General features: G+C 51.0%; 14 protein-coding genes and 1 pseudogene. 6 read left to right on the top strand and 9 right to left on the bottom strand.

Annotation, left to right across the window (positions count from 1 at the left end; translation table 11 throughout):
• Positions 1–145 precede the first annotated feature (145 nt).
• On the top strand, positions 146–1,063 hold the full coding sequence (locus tag B5P39_RS23835) for a hypothetical protein (protein ID WP_176400030.1): 918 nt from the start codon (positions 146–148) through the stop codon (positions 1,061–1,063).
• 211 nt (positions 1,064–1,274) lie between these two features.
• Here the strand turns inward: B5P39_RS23835 and B5P39_RS23830 are convergent, their stop codons facing one another.
• The 5 genes and pseudogenes from B5P39_RS23830 to B5P39_RS23810 form a co-directional block, all read right to left on the bottom strand.
• Positions 1,275–1,907 carry a DUF4272 domain-containing protein gene (locus tag B5P39_RS23830; protein ID WP_088213135.1) on the bottom strand — a complete coding sequence of 211 codons (633 nt, stop codon included), beginning with the start codon at positions 1,905–1,907 and terminating at the stop codon, positions 1,275–1,277.
• 699 nt (positions 1,908–2,606) lie between these two features.
• Positions 2,607–2,759: pseudogene (locus tag B5P39_RS25260) on the bottom strand (RHS repeat-associated core domain-containing protein); the annotation flags it as partial.
• 187 nt (positions 2,760–2,946) lie between these two features.
• Positions 2,947–3,177, bottom strand: coding sequence for a hypothetical protein (locus B5P39_RS23820; RefSeq protein WP_088213133.1), 231 nt, complete (start codon positions 3,175–3,177; stop codon positions 2,947–2,949).
• Positions 3,178–3,187: 10 nt separating this feature from the next.
• Positions 3,188–4,114 (bottom strand): site-specific tyrosine recombinase XerC, encoded by a 927-nt coding sequence (xerC, locus tag B5P39_RS23815; protein WP_088213132.1) that lies wholly within the window; start codon positions 4,112–4,114, stop codon positions 3,188–3,190.
• A complete protein-coding gene (locus tag B5P39_RS23810; RefSeq protein WP_088213131.1) occupies positions 4,111–6,984 on the bottom strand; it encodes a CHC2 zinc finger domain-containing protein in 2,874 nt (957 codons plus the stop codon). Before B5P39_RS23810 ends, xerC begins: the two co-directional genes overlap by 4 nt.
• A 118-nt stretch (positions 6,985–7,102) precedes the next feature.
• On the opposite strand from B5P39_RS23810, the gene B5P39_RS23805 reads away from it, so the two are divergent.
• On the top strand, positions 7,103–7,471 hold the full coding sequence (locus B5P39_RS23805; RefSeq protein ID WP_088213130.1) for a helix-turn-helix domain-containing protein: 369 nt from the start codon (positions 7,103–7,105) through the stop codon (positions 7,469–7,471).
• 186 nt (positions 7,472–7,657) lie between these two features.
• Here B5P39_RS23805 and B5P39_RS23800 read toward each other — a convergent pair whose 3' ends face one another.
• Both B5P39_RS23800 and B5P39_RS23795 read right to left on the bottom strand, forming a co-directional pair.
• Positions 7,658–7,963 (bottom strand): helix-turn-helix domain-containing protein, encoded by a 306-nt coding sequence (locus B5P39_RS23800; RefSeq protein ID WP_088213129.1) that lies wholly within the window; start codon positions 7,961–7,963, stop codon positions 7,658–7,660.
• A gap of 1 nt (position 7,964) precedes the next feature.
• Positions 7,965–8,330 (bottom strand): type II toxin-antitoxin system RelE/ParE family toxin, encoded by a 366-nt coding sequence (locus B5P39_RS23795; protein WP_088213128.1) that lies wholly within the window; start codon positions 8,328–8,330, stop codon positions 7,965–7,967.
• A 295-nt stretch (positions 8,331–8,625) separates the two neighbouring features.
• On the opposite strand from B5P39_RS23795, the gene B5P39_RS23790 reads away from it, so the two are divergent.
• The 4 genes from B5P39_RS23790 (at position 8,626) to mobF (ending at position 14,247) form a co-directional block, all read left to right on the top strand.
• Positions 8,626–9,567, top strand: coding sequence for a hypothetical protein (locus B5P39_RS23790; RefSeq protein ID WP_088213127.1), 942 nt, complete (start codon positions 8,626–8,628; stop codon positions 9,565–9,567).
• Between the two features lie 77 nt (positions 9,568–9,644).
• Positions 9,645–9,926, top strand: coding sequence for a hypothetical protein (locus tag B5P39_RS23785; protein WP_088213126.1), 282 nt, complete (start codon positions 9,645–9,647; stop codon positions 9,924–9,926).
• A gap of 137 nt (positions 9,927–10,063) precedes the next feature.
• Positions 10,064–11,686, top strand: a complete 1,623-nt coding sequence (locus B5P39_RS23780) for a type IV secretion system DNA-binding domain-containing protein (protein WP_176400029.1) — start codon at positions 10,064–10,066, stop codon at positions 11,684–11,686.
• Positions 11,683–14,247 (top strand): MobF family relaxase, encoded by a 2,565-nt coding sequence (mobF, locus tag B5P39_RS23775; RefSeq protein WP_088213124.1) that lies wholly within the window; start codon positions 11,683–11,685, stop codon positions 14,245–14,247. Before B5P39_RS23780 ends, mobF begins: the two co-directional genes overlap by 4 nt.
• A gap of 53 nt (positions 14,248–14,300) precedes the next feature.
• Here the strand turns inward: mobF and B5P39_RS23770 are convergent, their stop codons facing one another.
• Complete coding sequence (locus B5P39_RS23770) at positions 14,301–14,810, bottom strand: hypothetical protein (protein ID WP_088213123.1); 510 nt, start codon at positions 14,808–14,810, stop codon at positions 14,301–14,303.
• A partial coding sequence (locus tag B5P39_RS23765; protein WP_303395046.1) for an RHS repeat domain-containing protein occupies positions 14,807–17,391 on the bottom strand: 2,585 nt, incomplete at its 5' end. The genes B5P39_RS23770 and B5P39_RS23765, both read right to left, overlap by 4 nt.

Raw genomic sequence — 17,391 nt, 5'->3', positions numbered from 1 at the left:
TAAAGACGTGAGAAATTGTGAGGCAGTTGGGCCCGTGACCCTAAACCCAGATAAAGCACCAATAGAAGGGGTAATAAATGCAGCTTAATATTTAAGCAAAGAGTGACAACTACCTTGAAAAACACCGGCTTGTTTGAAAGTGCATTTGGGCGTATCTAGCGCCTATGGGATAAAAAAGCAGCTATACAAAGAGGATAAGCAGTACAGTCGTTGTGCTGACTGGCTAAACAACTCGTCCCGTTTCTTTAACCATAAAGAAGAGGGAGAACCTGTTGTCAGAGAGTATGTGGTTGATGATATTGACCGTCGCCTGAACGCAGAGTTTTCTTTTAAGATGTTGCTCTGCCACCCACTGTGGCAACTTATCGATAATGCCCAGCCTTCAAAGCAATCCATCAATAAGGTATTGGTAAATCTCCCTGCAAACTACGTCAGCTTACTATTCAAAGAAGATGCTTACGGTAACTTTGTTAGGAGGAAGACCATAAGTAGTAAGACAGGATATAAACTGATGGATCGCACCGACATCCACGCCTTGACTTGCTGTATAGCCTTTTGTGTGGAGCCCAAAGACTCCACAGAACCCCAAAAAACCGTGCTGGATATACCTCAGTTATTAGCACTTCAATATCTTCTGAAAATCGGCCTTACGACTCCACTTGCTTCAATAATCGTCGAGTTTTACAATTACTTGAACCAGCAATTTGGGTATCTCTATGCTAATCAGCTTATGCCCTTAGAGCACTATGTGCATGTTTTTCATATGCCGGATGGCAGTCTGAGATATCTGCCGATGCGACTGATATCAGCAGAGCCACTCGGCATTGAACCTGTGTTATCGCTTTATCAGGAACTTTGTCGACGGGCCACCCAACTTAAGCTGGTGCCAGATACTAAAGAAGGCCAGCTCTGCTTTTACAACTTCATCCGTCATACCGAAATACAGAAACTTATCGATTCGCTTTTTTTGGCCGACAACCATCCCACTTCTTTGAAAGAACTCAAGCGACGGATCTCCATTTTGGGCAACATTAACAGCAGCCTGATCAGTCAAAAGCAGTAGAAGTGATCACTTGTGAACAGCAGAAGTGATCAATTGCGCCAGTGCCACCACATGGTGGCGCTGCACCCAATCGCTCACACGGCTGTTACAGACTGCCCACTTCTACTGGCAAACGCTGCCCAGGCCGCTGGTCGAATTGCCCAATATCAGTCAAGAAAAAGCCCCAAAGCTGGGGCTGATTAGCATAAATTGTTGGCTGTCCTACCAATCTTCATGTATCCAATGAAACATTATCCCAATCGTTGGTAGAAACAAGCCACTCTAAAGCGCGTCTTCGCTCTTCCACTGCCGCAACTTTTATTCTTCCTAAAAATTGTTCATCTTTCCAAAGTTCAGGATGCTTTATAGCCGCATGAACGCAATAATAAAAGTCAAGTTCTTCAATTAATTCACTCTCACTTCTAGGCTGAAATGACTCAAGCATCAACTCAAAGGGTACTTCTGGTGGAACTCTCATAAATACATCGGTTAAATCACATTCATCTGTTGGGAAAATAATTTCTTTTTCAAAGCCTTCATACCAACAAAGTACAAAAATAGACTCTTGTTTCCAAGAGCAGCTATTAATATCAGCTTCGGTAAAACTCTCTTGTTGGAGTACTCTCATCTCTTCATCTGACAGAAAACTTAAAAAGTCATTTGCTTCCATCCAATTCCATAACAAATCAGGGTCAGCATCTCTTGCCAAACCAAGCATCACATACAGTCCCACAATCCGCTGCGCAATATCGATAGAAGACTTATTTAAAACGCCATCTACAAATGGCAAGCTTGGATGTAATGGTATCCCATGCAGCTCAAGTCTACTTTTAGTTTTAGAGCGAATATGCTTAAAGTCTATCATTATTAACCTATTTTATTTATCAAGCTTATCGAGCTTCTTTAATGCCAAGCTATCTAATCTTCCAGAAACTCTTACGGTACCAGTAAGATTTTCTTTATGGAACTTTGCATAACCACCTTTTTTCTCGGTTCTAGTTTTCGCAGCATGATTTCCCTTAGTTCTTAAATCCAATTTGTTTGGATCTGTACTGTTATGATCCCATTCTGCATTTTGTGGGTTTCGTCTGCCCCCATTAGAGGTACTCGTTCTGTCAAAGACATCATCCCCATGTTTAGCTTCCATCTCTTTTCTTTTTTCTGGGTTATTAATCATTTCTTCATGCAACTGTTTATTACCAGCATTTGTATGTCCAGATCTTGTTTTTGCTTTAGTTTTACTCAAATCTGCAGTAAATCCGCCGTCAGGTTCTGGGGCAGATTGTGCAACCTTTTTTGGGGCACCAATATCCGCTGTCTGACCTGTTTCGGTCTTAATATTACTATCTGCACCACTACTTGGTAATGCAGATTTAGCTAAAAAGAAAGCACTTGCAAGCCAAGATCCAGTTTCTTTATATGATGCTTTAAAATTACTGCCTACATTTGCACCCGTTGCGAAATCACCAGAACAAAATGAACAACTTTCCGCTTGATTCAATAAAGATACCTGACTATCGGTTAAATTAGAATTAAGGCCAAAAAAGACGCCTGCAATAAAATCTGCTGCATACCCCGTCGGATCTGTTCCCGCCAGCGGGTTATTCATTATGTACGAGTACGGATTCACCGATTGAGTCGAGGTTGGACTCTGAATAAACGGGTCCACACTCATAAACCTGCCGAGGTTATAGTCGTAAATCCGGCCGTTCATATGAAAGAACGAACCTGACGTGCGTCCAAGCGTTGGAGGCGTTTTCGCCTAGAGAGCTGCGGTGTTAAAGAGCATCAAGTTTGCCCCAGTATACCTTGTCGGAAAAATTTTCCTAGACGCGATTTTCGGCGTTAAACATCTGATTTAAGGTGGGTAAAGGACAGCCGTTAAAGGCTGTCCTTGTAGGGTTCTAGCGTTGAATGAGGTGGCTGTAATCGTGCTGAATATCCCTGACATACTGTTGCCACTGACTCCCCAGCCGATCCCAAGCGTCGGCAATATTGAAATAGCCGAAAGGAAGATATTTCATCTCGTTCAAAATAAAGGCAGCTGCAATTTGCTCACTGGTACTGCCGCCGGTACTGTCATGGGCTAACAACTCGTTAGCCACTTCGATGATGCGCTGCTGCTCGCTGTTCATGGCATTCTCCTTACTGGCTCTCGCCCGGATGGGTTTTCTTGTGGACGTCTTTCAAGTGACCGATGGCCACTTGAGTATAGATTTGGGTGGTAGACAGGCATTCGTGGCCCAGCATGGCTTGGATATGCCTGATGTCGGCTCCATTCTCTAACATGAGCGTTGCGGCGCTGTGCCTGAACGCATGGCAGCCACCGGCTTTGCTTATTCCGGCGGCGCGGGTGTATTCCTTGAGCTTGGCGGTGAAGGTGGTGTGATGAATAGTCCGGCCTTTCATGCTGATAAACAGCGCCTGCTCGGTGACATATTTGGCCAGCAAGGGCCGGGCGTCATGCAGGTACTGGGCAACCCAATCAAGGGCCCGTTGACCGATGGGCACAACCCTGTCCTTGCCGCCTTTGCCTTCCCGAACCAGCAGCCAGCCCCGGTGCGTGTCGATGTCACTCAAGGTCAGGTTTAACAGCTCCCGGCGACGAATGGCGCAGGAGTACAGCACTTCCATCATAGTGCGGTCACGCAGACCTGTCGGCGTATCCAGACACACTTGCGCCATCAGCTTGTCGATTTCCGGCACACTCAACACAGCCTTGGGCAGGGTTTTCGGCAACTTGGGCAGCACCACTTCCCCCAAGCGGGTGTAAGGCAAATGACCGGCCTCAACCAACCAGACAAACCACAGCTGGATTTCGCCCACGCGGTGGCGCTGGGTGGCGATGGACAAGGGTTTGCCATCGTCCTTGCGGGTATGGTGTACATGCTGTTGATAGCGCAGCAGCAAGGCTTTATCGACATGCTGGGCATGGTGAATATCCCGCTCGCCACAGTAATCAATGAAGTAATTTAACAGCCAACGCTTGGCGGCCAAGGTACGCGGGCTATAACCCCGCACCGAGAACGCGGACAGGTACAGGCTTGAGTGTTCGGTCAGTGTCAGGCTCATGGCAACACCTTGACGGTGGCGTCAGGTTTTACCGGAGTAAGGGGGCTGGCGTAGATGTCGCCCTCATTGGCTTGCCACGCCCCATGGCCATTGAGGTTGCAGGCATGTTCATCGCCCTGACTCCCCCCTGACTGAAGGCTGACCGCAGCCTGACCAGACCCTGACCGGTTAGCACCAAGGCCTGACCGGTCAGGGCGGTTCAGCACACTGTTGTCCACATCCAACAGTTTCAGCATGGCATGGCTACCGCTTTCGCCTTGGTACAGCAGCTCATAATGGAAGCGTTGACGGTGGCCATTTAAGTGAACCAACAGGTATTCCATTTCAACCAACCGGGCCATATGCACTTTCAGGGCGGTATCGCTCCAGCCAGTTGCCTCACGCAGTTGCTTGCGGGTAAAGCGCACCGCGTCAGTGTTGACGTTATCCAGCTTGGCTTGGCAGCTCACCCAATCCACACAGTGATTCAACAGTTTGCGGGTTTGCGCAGGCAGTTCGTCCAGCGTCCGCCCTAAAGTATCGTGTGCCAGTTGGTTGGCCCGGCGGATATCCTCCAAGGTCACTTCCACGTATTCCATCACCTCGCCCTGGTGCCTAACCTGCTTCACTTCGCGCTGATATTGGTGCAGCAGGGCAATGGTATCTATCAGGGTCAGGTACTTTTCATGGTCGCGACGGGTACGGGTTTTATCGTCCATAAAGGTGAGCTGCTCGGCGTAGGGATTGACCACATGCAGCGGGCGCAGCAGGCGCTGGGCGTGTTGATGACGGGTTAATATGTGCTTCTTGTCGACGTGTTGCAGCAGGCCTTGCAAGGTACGACGTTGACGCTGCAAGGCGTGAATATGCCGGGTTTGCTCCCGCGACTCGTTGACGCTTAACACCAAACAGCGGTTCATCAGCTCCTCGTCCACATCAATGGCCGTGGTGGTCAAGAACAGCATGGTCGGGCCCTCCACCTCGTAGGTCTGTGTCACCAGTTGCCCACTGATGGGGTCTTTGCCGGTACTGGCCATGGTCAGCACGCCCTGACTTTGCAGTAGCTTAAGCGCATAGGCCGCTTGGCTGGCACCTTCCTCTTCACTGATGGCCAAAATCCGATGCTTTAAACTCGCCCCTTGCATGTAGAACAGGCTCTGCCCGGTCATGGCTGAAAACTGGGTGACATCCTCATCCGGGCACATCTGCAAGATGGCGTCCATCAGTGCCGATTTACCGGCCGCAGACGTGCTTTGGATCACCAAGGCCAAGGGCTTGGCCAGCTTGCGCGACACACAGGCCAGATAGCCCACCAAGGTGTTGCTTTGCTCGCCCACCACGCCGCAGTGGCTAAAGTCCTGTACGATGTCATCAAGTAGTGTCGGCTGACGCAGAAACGCCAATGCCGCTTGGCGCTCAGCCTCGCTCATGGTCACTTGCGGGCTGTCCTGCTCCGGCTCGCTTTGCCGTTCTTCCAATGCCAGCAGAATGCGCCCCATATCCTGCTTGACCGTGGTTTCACCCACACCGCATTCAACGCAGGCCAGCTCCACAAAACGCTGACGCTGCTTGGCATGGTATAAGTCCACGCTGTCCACATGGATGGCGTCATCCACGCGCAGCATGAGGTTGATCCGCAGTTGCTGCCCTTGGGCCTTTTTCGATAAGCCACGGACACGGTAATGGCGGTTGGCCAAGCGGATATGCCAGTCGTCCCCTTGCTGCTCCATGCTAAGTGCAGCCGAAGGTTCGCCGTCATTGGGTGCGGCATGACTGCCCGTAATTTCTTTCGGGCTCAGCGAGATTGCCCGGTTCAGCAGGGTTTCCAAGTCCCGCGCCGGTTGCGAGCTGGCCACCATAAAGGCATTGGCATCCTGGCTTGGCGGCAATTGCACCCGCCACGGCTCAATGGCTTCGGCCCGCAATATGTCCGCTAACGCCAACGCGGCCTTGTTGCCGGCCTCGTCATTGTCGTAAGCAATCAACACTCGTTTGATGCCCAGCCCCGTGAATACGGCTAAATGAAAAGGGCTGAATCCGTTTACCCCATAGGCGCAGGTGACATTGGTAAACCCGTGCACCCAAAAGCTCATGGCATCAATCAGGGATTCACACAAAATCACGCTATCGCTCGTTAGCCCTGCCTGATTCCATACGCCCTGATGCTTGCCGGGCAGGTATAAATGCTTCGCCGTTCCCGGACGCAACTTGCCTTCGGCGGCGATTTTGCGGCCGTACAATTCCACCACTTTGCCTTGCTCCAGTACCGGGATAACCAAGGAGCCACTGAAACGCTCGATCCCACTTGGCAGCGTCAGCCCCACCGCCTTGAGCAATTCGCGGGTGTCTTTGCCTGCCTGAGAGGTACGGCTCGGCAGCAGGTTGCCGAGGTTTTTCTGACAATAACCCAGTTGGAACAACTCGATCAGGGCCGGATTATCCAAGCCGCGCTGGGCCAGATAAGCCTTGGCCTGACTCGATTGCAGCAAGTTCTGATGATACAGAGCGGTGGCCTGCGTCAGCCAATGCTGGGCACAGTCATCAAGACGCGAGACTTGTGCCGTCAATACACTGTTATCCGCCACAGGTTGAGACTCAACCGGCAGCTGGCCATGCTCTTCAAGCAGCGTACCAACGGCGGTTTTAAAACTGACTCCATCCCGGCGCATCACATAATCAATCGGTGAGCCGCCTACCTGACACGCTCCCAAGCAGTGCCACAGGTTTTTATCAGGACTGACAGACAGCGACGGCGTTTTATCGTCATGAAACGGGCAGCAGGCAAAATAGTCTTTCCCTTGCTTTTTCAGTGTCAGACCATCCCGACACAGGATCTCGACTAAAGAAAAACGCTTTACCTGCTCCACGATTCTGTTGTCGTAATAGGTCATTAAACCACCTTATCCAAACGGCTCTCTTCAGAACCTTGTCAAGGCTCTCCATGGGTATTATTATAGTGTCCATAAAGATATTTTTGTCAAACCTTTTTAGAACCATAGGGGATAATCGATGGATACGCAGATCACGGTGTTTATTTCGATGAGTTTTCCGACCCGGTTTTTACAACTAAGAAAGGATAACGGCCTCACCCAGCAAGCTATGGCCGATACAATTGATATCCATATTACCCAAGTGAAGCGCTATGAAGCGGGCACCGCCCAACCTTCATTGGAAATGCTGAAGAAGATCGCCACTGCGTTTCACGTGACTACCGATTGGCTGATCTTTGATGATGGTGAACGTGAGCCAAATGACGAGCTGCGTTTACAATTTGAGGCCTTGCAGAGTTTCACCCCGGAAGAGAAGCAGGTTGCCAAGAGTGTGTTGGAGGGGCTTATCTTAAAACACGATGCCAACCGGTTTAATCGGGTGGGTTAACGGCTATCACGGCTAAATAAAAAAATAGCCGCCGTCTTTTTTCAAAACAGCGTTCATGTCTCAACATGGCTTGGGGTTGGGGGAGCTGTATCTAATCAACTAACCACTATCCTGCCCAGCTGCTTTTTCTGATAGACACGACAACGCGACACCAGCAAGTGCTGTCACGTTCTCGCGCCAACATGATTAAGCCAAGACCTCTAATCCTTTGTTGGCCACCAAGTTAAGTAATTTAAGGGAAGTTCCCTGTGGCTTTTTACCGCCTTGCTCCCACTGCCTTACCGTTGACACCGTAGTGTTAAGGTAAGCGGCGAACACCGTCTGACTCACACGGGCCTTTTTACGAATGGCCTGAATACGGCGAGCATCATAGACTTCTACTTTGGGCAGGCACAGTGCATCGAACTCGCGCAGGGTTTGCATATCCATCACGCCAGCCTCTTTTAAATCTTTTGCAGTGTCATGCATGACATCTAAGATACTGTCTTTCATATTATTTAACCTCTACCATGCTACCCGATTGAAGAGCATTCCTCAGTTGGGCATTGCTGTAACCTAACAACTCTTTTGCCATGAGCTTAAGCGCCTTTAACTCTTTACTGTCTATGTTATCCCGCGCATTTTTGGGGAAGCCGTACATAAAAAAGGCTTTGTTACCCACCTTGAACGCGAGAATGGTTCTCAGACCACTGCTTTTTCCTTGTCCCTCGATAGGAGCACGCTTTTTATAAACATGCCCACCAAGATCGGCGTCGATTAAGCCTTTTTCCATCTCATCGACAGCAGCCTTAAGGGCGTCATCTGTCAGCCCTTCTTTCTCGGCCCACTTCGTGAACCACTTAGATTTATATATGCGCATTCCATTCCCTTTCAACACCAAAACTATAACACCTAGTGGTACAGATAGTACACTGTAATTTCCACGTTCTGCACGCTACTTAGCGTTTGGCCAATTATTTTTTCATTCCAAACCGTACTTTTCAAAAAACTGTGACAACATCAGTTGTGACTGGCAGTTAGGGACGATGCCGATGTGTCACACTAAAAATGTTTTATATCAGCATTTTTCACATCCAATGTTCATTGTGGTGGACGCCACAAACGCAAAAATCCCATCCTGTCAGTGTCATTCATCAACGCAAGAGGAATAGAAAATGACCACTGACATTCACTACCCGGACACCGATTCCGAAGTTTACAAAGCCGCCGAAACCAAGGTGCGCAAGGCCATCCGTTTGCTGCTCAAAGAGGGGCACAAATTCGAACCCAGCAAACTGCTGCGTCGCCAAGAGGTGGCCTACGCGCAGAAGGATTGCAAGATCCCACCAGAGGTACTCGATATCATCGTGTTTCCGCTGATGGATATTCGTGATTGGATCTGGGACGAGTACGCCGACAAGCGGATGTGGACACTAGACGAAGCGGCATGCCTTGCCGTCGGCATGGATCCCTTCTGCTACAGCTTGGAGCCGGGACAGTATTACAACGGTTGGCGTGAAGAGCGCGAAGACAGATACCAGAAAACCTTGGATGCCATTCGCCTCAACGAGCTACATGCCGTGCGTGAGGATGGCACCTATCTTATCCCGGCCAGGGATTTCTGTATCTGGGCCGCGAGCAATAACCTGATCACTTCTGAACTTGCCAAGCCCCTCACGGGGCTGGCTCTTGCCGAGTCCGTTGTAGAGGTATTAACCCCCGGCGAAACCGGCGAGCGTTGGCAACGCTATGCCCAACAACGCCTGTATGCCGAGGGGCGCTCTCATGCCGAAGTGCGCCGTGGTGAGCTCTACGGCTACGCCATTGCCTTAAAAATGGACAACCCAAAACTAACCCGCGAACAAATTGCCCGTCAGGCGTTTAATGTCATAGGTGAAGACTGTCAGAGGGTCACAGGTTTCAAATTCGACACCATCAGAAAAGATTTATTGGCACTGGATCAGGCACTGGAACACCCGCAATTCGCAAGTCTTGAATTCTTAAATTCAGTTCCTAGCGAACAAGAGATTATGAGCACAAACCCCACTCACCGGTGGTGGCCGCGCTGGCGCGGCGTCATCGCCCGCAAACTCCCGTATTTGGTACTTCCTGAGTGATTTCGCCTTGTGCACCGCTGCCACGGTGCACAAGGCCTGAACCCCTTGATTTTATCCACGCAATCGGAGATTTCCCCATGAATAAACAATTAAACAAGGCCGTGACGGCCCGATTCTCAGGCGAGGACTATACCCGCCTGCAAACCGAAGCCGAGCGCAGAGGCTGCACGGTGGCCGATGTTATTCGGAGTTCCTGGACACACTATCAGGAGCAGCAGCAATTGCAACAACTGCTGATAAAAATGGAACAACGTCAGCGCAAAGTCCAGTTTGAAATGCTGTGCACCACCCTCGACCTGGCGGCCGAGGAACGCAAGCAGGCACTGTCTGCCCTGCACGAAAAGGGAGTGAAGTTCTAATGAATAACCATCCCGTATCACTCCGTCGTCAGGACTGGGCCGCCATCTTCACCATCGGCGGCCTTGTCTGGCTGGCCGCCTTTGTAGGCCTGCTGGTCTTAACGTGGTCATGGCTGACGCCATGGCCGGATTTAAACGTGCACACCCGGCATTGGCTGAATGGCCTCACCGGCCTTGTGTTTGATCAGTCCTTAGTCCCATGGATGGGCTACTGGCAGGCGCTGGTCAACCGCAACTGGCACTGGGCCCTGCTGGCCCACGTAATCCTCCCGGCGCTGCTGGCTAGCCTGCTGGCCTTTTTCGCGGCGCGGCGCTATTACGTCAGCGGCGGCACAGACGGTTATCGTCATATCTCAGGCCCGCGCCTGCACCAAGACCGCACGGCGCTGGTTCATGCCAAGCAGGCGGCTAAACTTGAAGCTGGGCAGCAAGGCTTAAGGCTTCACCCCAAATTGCAAATCAGCAAAGCCCGTGAGTCAGGCAACATTCTCGTGGTCGGCAACCAAGGCACGGGCAAAACCGTATTTATTGCGCCCTTGATTGACCAAGTCATCGGCCGGGGCGAACGCGCCTTTATCTATGATGAGAAACGCGAGTTTACTGCCTTGTTTTACAGGGAAAAATCCACCGTATTGCTGGCCCCGTGGGATAAGCGCGGCATGGCGTGGGATATCCAGCGTGACGCCCACAATGCCACCCAAGCGCAGTTGATTGCCGAACGGCTCATTAGTGACTCCCGCGACCCGCTGTGGTCAAACGGGGCGCGGATGCTGTTCACCGGCATGATGGAAATTCTCAACCATACCCAACCCCGCTGGGGCTGGCGTGAGCTGGCCACTATGCTGTCACTGGACGAAGCCGTTTTGCAAAGCCAACTGCAAGCCCATTACCCCAGAGCTGCGCGGTTTATTGTTGAGGGCAGCAAAACAACTCAATCGTTTTTTGCCCAACTGATTGGCAGCTTGGGCTGGGTCTACACCTTGAGTGATGCATGGCCCAAGGCCTATGAAGGCGGCTTTTGTGTGCGTGATTGGGTCAGCAATTTAAAAACCGATAAGCCAGTGATCATCGTACAAGCCGACAAGCGTTATAAAGACATTGGTGCACCGCTGGCCAACACCCTGATTGCTTTGATGACCAGTCATATACTGGCGCAAACCAACAGTACAGAGCGCGAGCTGTGGCTGTTTATTGACGAGCTGGGCAACCTGCCGAAGAACCCGGCGCTTAGCGAATGGATGAGCCTTGGCCGCAGCAAGGGTTGCCGCATCTGCGGCGGCACCCAGTCCATTTCCCAGCTCAAACATATCTACGGCGAGCAGGAAGCCGATACCCTGCTGAATATGTTTACCCTGTTTGCCTCGATGCGCGTCGGAGCTGCCGGGGAAACGGCAAGCTATACCGCTAAAGCCTTTGGTGAGCGTGTGGTGGAGCGGCCGACATCGAGCGCCGGGCAAGGCAGTGGCACCACCCAAAACTGGCACCGGGAAACCCTGCCCTTGGTCAGCGCCTCCGACCTGGTGCACCTGCCGCAACCCGGCAAACAAGGCGTGGTCGGTTACCTGCTTATCCCAGGCTACAAGGCCGTGTATCGCCTGCGCTGGCCCTATGCCAGGTTGCCGGTTGTCTCTGACGAGCATTGCCCGGCGGATTGGCTGACGGCAAAGCCTGCATCGGTTGGCACTCCAGAGCCAACAGGCCAATCCAGCGACAAGCCCAGCCGCCGTGAGCAAATTAAACAGCGGAGGGACGCCGCATGATGTCGATGAACGCCATCAACTCCATCGCCTATTATGCGGAGTTGGCCAAGGAAGACTATTACACCGGTGGCGGCGAGCCGCCGGGCAAATGGCGGGGTCTCGGCGCACGTACGCTGGGACTGCCCAGCCAGATAGACACTACCTCGTATCGGCGCATTTTTAATGGCTTTGGCCCTGACGGCACCCCCTTGTGTGAAAATGCCGGCGACCACCACAGAGCAGGTTGGGATCTGACCTTTTCCGCGCCCAAATCGGTCTCCATGCTGTGGGCGCGGGCCGATGAAACAACCCGCAAAGCCATACAACAGGCGCAGCAAAAGTCGGTCGAAGAGGCGTTGGCCTTTATCGAGCAACACGCCGCCTATACCCGACGGGGTAAAGGCGGCTATCTTCAGGAGCGCGTGGCCGGGTTAATTGCGGCGACTTTTGAGCACTCGACATCGAGAGCACAAGATCCGCAGTTGCACACCCATTGCCTGATTGCCAATCTGGCCCAAAGAAGTGACGGCACGTGGGGCACGCTGGAATCGAAGCATTTTTTCCTATGGCAGATGGCCTCCGGGGCCATCTACCGCAGCGCCTTGGCCAATGGCCTGCGTGAGCTGAGCTTTGAAGTAGAAGCCGTCGAAGGTCACAAGCACTTTGAGGTGAAAGGCATTTGCCAAAGCATCTGCCAGTTTTTCTCAAAGCGGGCGGAAGCCATCCGTGCCCAGATGGAGGCCATGGGCGTGAGCAACGCGGCGTCCAAAGTCGGCGATACCATTACGCTGAATTCCCGTGACTACAAGCGAGCGGTCGACAGGCCCAAGCTGTTTGCCTCATGGCAGGCAGATATGGACAGGCAAGGGTTTAAGGCTGCCAATATTGAGGCTATCCGACAACCGGATGTGCTGCCTTTTCCGGAGTCGCTGCCTTTGCAACATATCTTAGATAAGTTGATTGAGTCCCAAGCTGTGTTCCGCTTGCAGGATATCTATGCGGCGGTGGGCGTGGAGGCCCAATTTAACCATGTGACCCGCTTGGATATCGAAGATACGGTGCGGGAGCTGCTCAGCGATAATGCCATGGTCAGCTTGGGCCTTGATGCCAGCAACAACCGGATTTACACCACCAAAGACATGCTGGCCATCGAACAAGCGCTGCTGAGGCATGCCGATAATATGCACGCCAACAGCCATTACCAGTTGGCGGATAAGGCCATTGAACAGGCCATTGCCCGCCAAGGGCAACAACAAGGCTTTGCGCTATCTGATGAGCAAGTCGAGGCGGTGTTTTCCGTGTGCCAATCGGGGCTCGATATCATCCAAGGCCGTGCCGGAGCCGGTAAGTCCACCTCAATGCAGGCCATGCGCATGGCCTATGAGTCACAAGGTTTTAGCGTCAGAGGGGCCACGGTCGCACGACAGGCCGCCCAGCAGCTGGAAAAAGATACCGGCATTGAAAGCACCACTTTGGCCAGTCTCCTCAACGAATTAGGCAAAGGCAACAGTGAGGCCAAATTCAAGGATACGGTGATTTTGCTCGACGAGGCCGGGCAACTGGCCACCCCGGATTTGTTGCAACTGATGCAGGCCGCGCACAAAGCCGGAGCCAAACTGGTACTGGTGGGCGAGCAGCAGCAAATGGACGCCATCAGCCATGGCGGCAGTCTGCGTTTTCTGTCCCAGCGCCAAGGCTGTGCGCGAATTAATACCATCCGCAGACAACGCGAAGCATGGGCAAGAACGGCGGTCAATGACCTACGCTCAGGCAATGCCAAAGCCGCACTGGATAGCTTTCAGGGCAGAGGCTTGCTGCATATCGAGCAAGACAGCCAGAGCGCCCGTGCGCAGTTGGTCAAGCACTGGCAGGCATACACTGAAGCCAACCCGGACAAAGAGTCGATGATAATGGCGCAGCGCTGGAAGGATGTTAAACCCCTTAATGACCTGGTGCGCAAAGTGTACCAAGAGCAAGGCAAGCTGGGCACAGAGAACATCCTGACCGAGTGCGTGGTGTCCAGCCAAAGCCTGTATTTTGCGTTCTCAAATGGTGAACGGGTGCGCTTTACCAAAAACGATTACCAGCGGAATTTCACCAACGGCGAGCAAGGCACCATTACCCAAGTGCTGCAACAGGGGGAGGATATTCGTTTTACCGTCAAACTCGACTCTGGTCGCACGGTGAGCTTTTACCAGTCGGATTACTCGGACGAGCAAGGCAGGCTGCATCTGGTGCAGGCCTATGCTTCAACCGTCTACAGCGCCCAAGGAGCCACCGTCGACGGCGACACCTTTGTGCTGTACACCAGCGCCATGGACAGGGCTGCATCCTACGTGGCCGGGAGCCGACACAAGGACAACTGCCACTGGTTCGTCAATGGCCAAGAGCTGGATGCCCAGAGCGGTCAGGCCGACAAAGGCCAGATGCCAGACACAGAAACGCGGCTGAAAACCCTCGCCCGCTGCATGAGCATCAATAAGCACAAGGCCATGGCCAGTGAGTACCTTGCAGAGCAAGAGGCGCAGCAGGGGATAACCAAACAGGCTGAGCAAGCCAACGATAACGAGCTGGCTGCTTAACCCCAGAAACAACAAAGCCCACGCTCGTGGGCTTTGCTATCAACTGTTTCAGGTCAATTACGGCTGCCCAACCCTTTATCCTCACGCAAAAAATACATTTCGGTATTTTCGTCATCCAGCGATGTGATTGAAAATCCTAACAACCCATGTTCGATTGAGTAAAAGAACTGAAATTTCAAATGCTTGTTAGTTTTTGAGCTGATTAAATAAGTTTGCTCAGATTTACCGAGTAGCTTTAATTCTATCTCTTTCTTAACAGCAAAATCTCTGCCCTCTATCTTCCAATTATCCCCGACCTTTAAAGGGCCAACAGGAACCGCAAAGTTAAACAGACCATCTTTAACACAGAAGTAATTTTCGTCTGATTTGCATAAAACTAAGCTTCTATATTCATTTGTAGGATCCAGTGAGTATGATTCTTTTAAGTTGAAATAAAAATAACTTGGCTTACCTTGACTTTCTGCATCAAATGCATAGTTATCATAGTAGTAGTTACTAGCAAGTGCGTTAGAGGCCATAAGCAAACCCATCATCCATAAGACTGCAATTGATTTTTTCATCATTCATCTATCCCTTTTGCAAACTTAATATCTTTTCTATTAACATTTGTTCCTGATAACCTTCGAGGATAGTGTTTTTTTGCAAATGAATTAGCAAATCGCTCTTTCTTATCAGCTGCCCATATGTTGGCATATTGCCTGCCAACGACATGGCCAAACTCGTGCAATCCAACAAACAAAAGTCCTGTATCGCCCCCTCTAATCGTCGTTCCGTGATAAGGGAACGTCAAATTAGGTTCACTAACATCAATCAGTTTTCTACCGACATAAATAGTCGTGCTGTTTTCATTTGCCAACCTAAAAGCAGCAACATCAGGGTTATTTTCAAATACCTTATTGTTCGGATCATATACAAATTCGGTATTATTCATTTCATTAATAAGGGTTTCATCACCAGATTTTTCGATCGCTTTTTTAGTCATATCAACCATTCGTTCTGTTAAATCAAACCCTTTTTTATCAATATCATCTGCTTTTGCCCGATCAATGGTTGTCGAGAGTTTAAATGGTTCCACCTTATTTTCAGCATTTCCTGATGGAGGTTTAGATTGTGCGATCTGCTTTTGACTTCCCACGTCTGACATAGCTTGGCCGATTTGCGCGACTCCCTTGCTCATTGCGCTACTGACATCAGCTCCATTCTTGAGATTGACGTCTTTAACTACCGTACTGCCGACAGTTTTACCGTCAACCTTCACCTCAACCTTCAGATCGCCACAATCTTTGATGTGTGACCCTGTCGCCGCAGCACAGTACCCCGTCGGGTCGGTGCCTGCCATTGGGTTGTTCATTAAATAGCTGTACGGGTTGATCGATTGACTATCCCCCGGACTTTGTATGAAGGGATCTACAGAGAGGAACCGGCCTATGTTGTAGTCATAAACCCGGCCGTTCATATGAATTAACTGCTGTTCATTCAGATGCTCGTGGTCGGTAAAGCCACGGCGGTTTTTGTTGGTGATATCCAAATCCTGCAACTTTGATTGCAGGGTATTTTTATTCACTATATCAGTACGATGCCCACCGCCTGTCGATGCGGTTCGCCCAAAGGGGTCAAAGTAGCGTTGACTAACAATATTACCATTTTGGTCGGCTAAGGTGGTGGCACTGCCGAGTCTGTCCTTGAGGGTAAACTGCAGCAAATGACCACGCTGTGAGGTATAACTGAGTACCGCAATATCGTCTAAGTAGGCACGCCAACTGCCATCACTGTCGGCTTCATAGTACTTATCGACATAATAAGTGGTTGTCGTTGCACTGCCGACCGTACGGCTTTGCTTGGCGCGCATATTATCACTGCCATAGACAAAACTGGTGGTGGCACCACGGCCAGAGACACTCAGTGGCTTATCCATGGCATTGTAGGTCATGGTGAGACCATCACCCACACGCAAATTGCCGCGCTTATCATATTGAAAACTCACCGTGGTGCCATTGAGTTTAGTCAGCTGACATACCGCATTGGGGCCGGCATTATTGCCCGCGGCACAGCTGGCATTGCCGCCATAACGGTAGGCAGTGCTGCTATTGGCACTGTAGTCGGTTTTCTTAAGGAAGTTCCCGACCTTATCGTAGGCATAGTTAACCGTGGCACTAAAGGTCGGGTTGCTATTGCTAAACTGATACTCGCTTAGGCGATTAAGCGTGTCATAACGGTAGCTCTTAGTTAGGCCTGTCACCCCATCACGTTCACTGGTGAGATTCATAAACTCATCGTAACCATCATAGTAGTGCGCATGAATACGCCCCAGCGGGCCATCCACTTCGACACTCGCCATGGTGCCTTCGCTGTAATAACTGCGTGATTCCGACATCACCCGGTTACCAAGTTCAGCGCCTGTGATATGGCCTGCTTCATCCATGGCTGTGACTTGACGATAGAGATAGCCAGAAGCAGCATTGCTGGTCTGCTCGAGGTAACCATAATCGTTATAGCTATATTTCAGGGTTAAGCCGTTCGGGTATTCGAGTGCCTTAGGACGACCATAGAAGCTATCGTACTGATGCTTAACCGTGCGGCTCACACCATCAACGGTCACTGTGGTTTGCGCCAATTGCAGGGCAGTTGTATAGGCATAAGTGCGAGTGACGCCGTTTTCGGTTTCAGAGGTGAGTAAGCCTAACTGACCAGTAATTTCTATTTCTGCATCGTTGTCAATATTACCATCCCAATAAAAAACAGCCAGGCCAGGCGCACTGCCGCCCGTGGTGGTTTTACTGGTGACGCGGCCCAGTACATCGAGTACGTAGGTTTGTACCACGCCATTGGCATCGGTTTGCTTATCCAGTTCACCTACACTGTTGTAACCGAAGACTGTAGTGCCCTGATTAGGGTCGATAACTTGGGTTTTATGACCAAAACCGTTGTAAGTCGCTTTGATATCACTATTGTTAGCATCGCGGATAACTAAAGGCCTACCGGCGCTATCGTAGGCAAAGCGGTTGGTGCCATTTTGCGCATCCACGGTTTCATATAACCAGCCTTGACTGCCATAGGTGCGCGACATTAAGCGTCCTTCGACATTGATATCGGTGGTTAACCCGTTATAGGTGTATAGGGACTCTAGTCCACCGGAGCGCCCAT

The organism is Shewanella sp. Shew256, assembly GCF_002196695.1.
Lineage (GTDB): Bacteria > Pseudomonadota > Gammaproteobacteria > Enterobacterales > Shewanellaceae > Shewanella > Shewanella mangrovisoli.
The sequence above is the reverse complement of the archived record's forward strand: the minus strand, read 5'-3'. Positions and strand labels throughout refer to the sequence as shown.

What these genes read in the sequence shown, in the direction of transcription:
- B5P39_RS23830 (WP_088213135.1), bottom strand. Translation starts at nt 1,907, where the DNA reads ATGATAGACTTTAAGCATATTCGCTCTAAAACTAAAAGTAGACTTGAG.
- B5P39_RS23820 (WP_088213133.1), bottom strand. Translation starts at nt 3,177, where the DNA reads ATGAACAGCGAGCAGCAGCGCATCATCGAAGTGGCTAACGAGTTGTTA.
- xerC (WP_088213132.1), bottom strand. Translation starts at nt 4,114, where the DNA reads ATGAGCCTGACACTGACCGAACACTCAAGCCTGTACCTGTCCGCGTTC.
- B5P39_RS23810 (WP_088213131.1), bottom strand. Translation starts at nt 6,984, where the DNA reads ATGACCTATTACGACAACAGAATCGTGGAGCAGGTAAAGCGTTTTTCT.
- B5P39_RS23805 (WP_088213130.1), top strand. Translation starts at nt 7,103, where the DNA reads ATGGATACGCAGATCACGGTGTTTATTTCGATGAGTTTTCCGACCCGG.
- B5P39_RS23800 (WP_088213129.1), bottom strand. Translation starts at nt 7,963, where the DNA reads ATGAAAGACAGTATCTTAGATGTCATGCATGACACTGCAAAAGATTTA.
- B5P39_RS23795 (WP_088213128.1), bottom strand. Translation starts at nt 8,330, where the DNA reads ATGCGCATATATAAATCTAAGTGGTTCACGAAGTGGGCCGAGAAAGAA.
- B5P39_RS23790 (WP_088213127.1), top strand. Translation starts at nt 8,626, where the DNA reads ATGACCACTGACATTCACTACCCGGACACCGATTCCGAAGTTTACAAA.
- B5P39_RS23785 (WP_088213126.1), top strand. Translation starts at nt 9,645, where the DNA reads ATGAATAAACAATTAAACAAGGCCGTGACGGCCCGATTCTCAGGCGAG.
- mobF (WP_088213124.1), top strand. Translation starts at nt 11,683, where the DNA reads ATGATGTCGATGAACGCCATCAACTCCATCGCCTATTATGCGGAGTTG.
- B5P39_RS23770 (WP_088213123.1), bottom strand. Translation starts at nt 14,810, where the DNA reads ATGATGAAAAAATCAATTGCAGTCTTATGGATGATGGGTTTGCTTATG.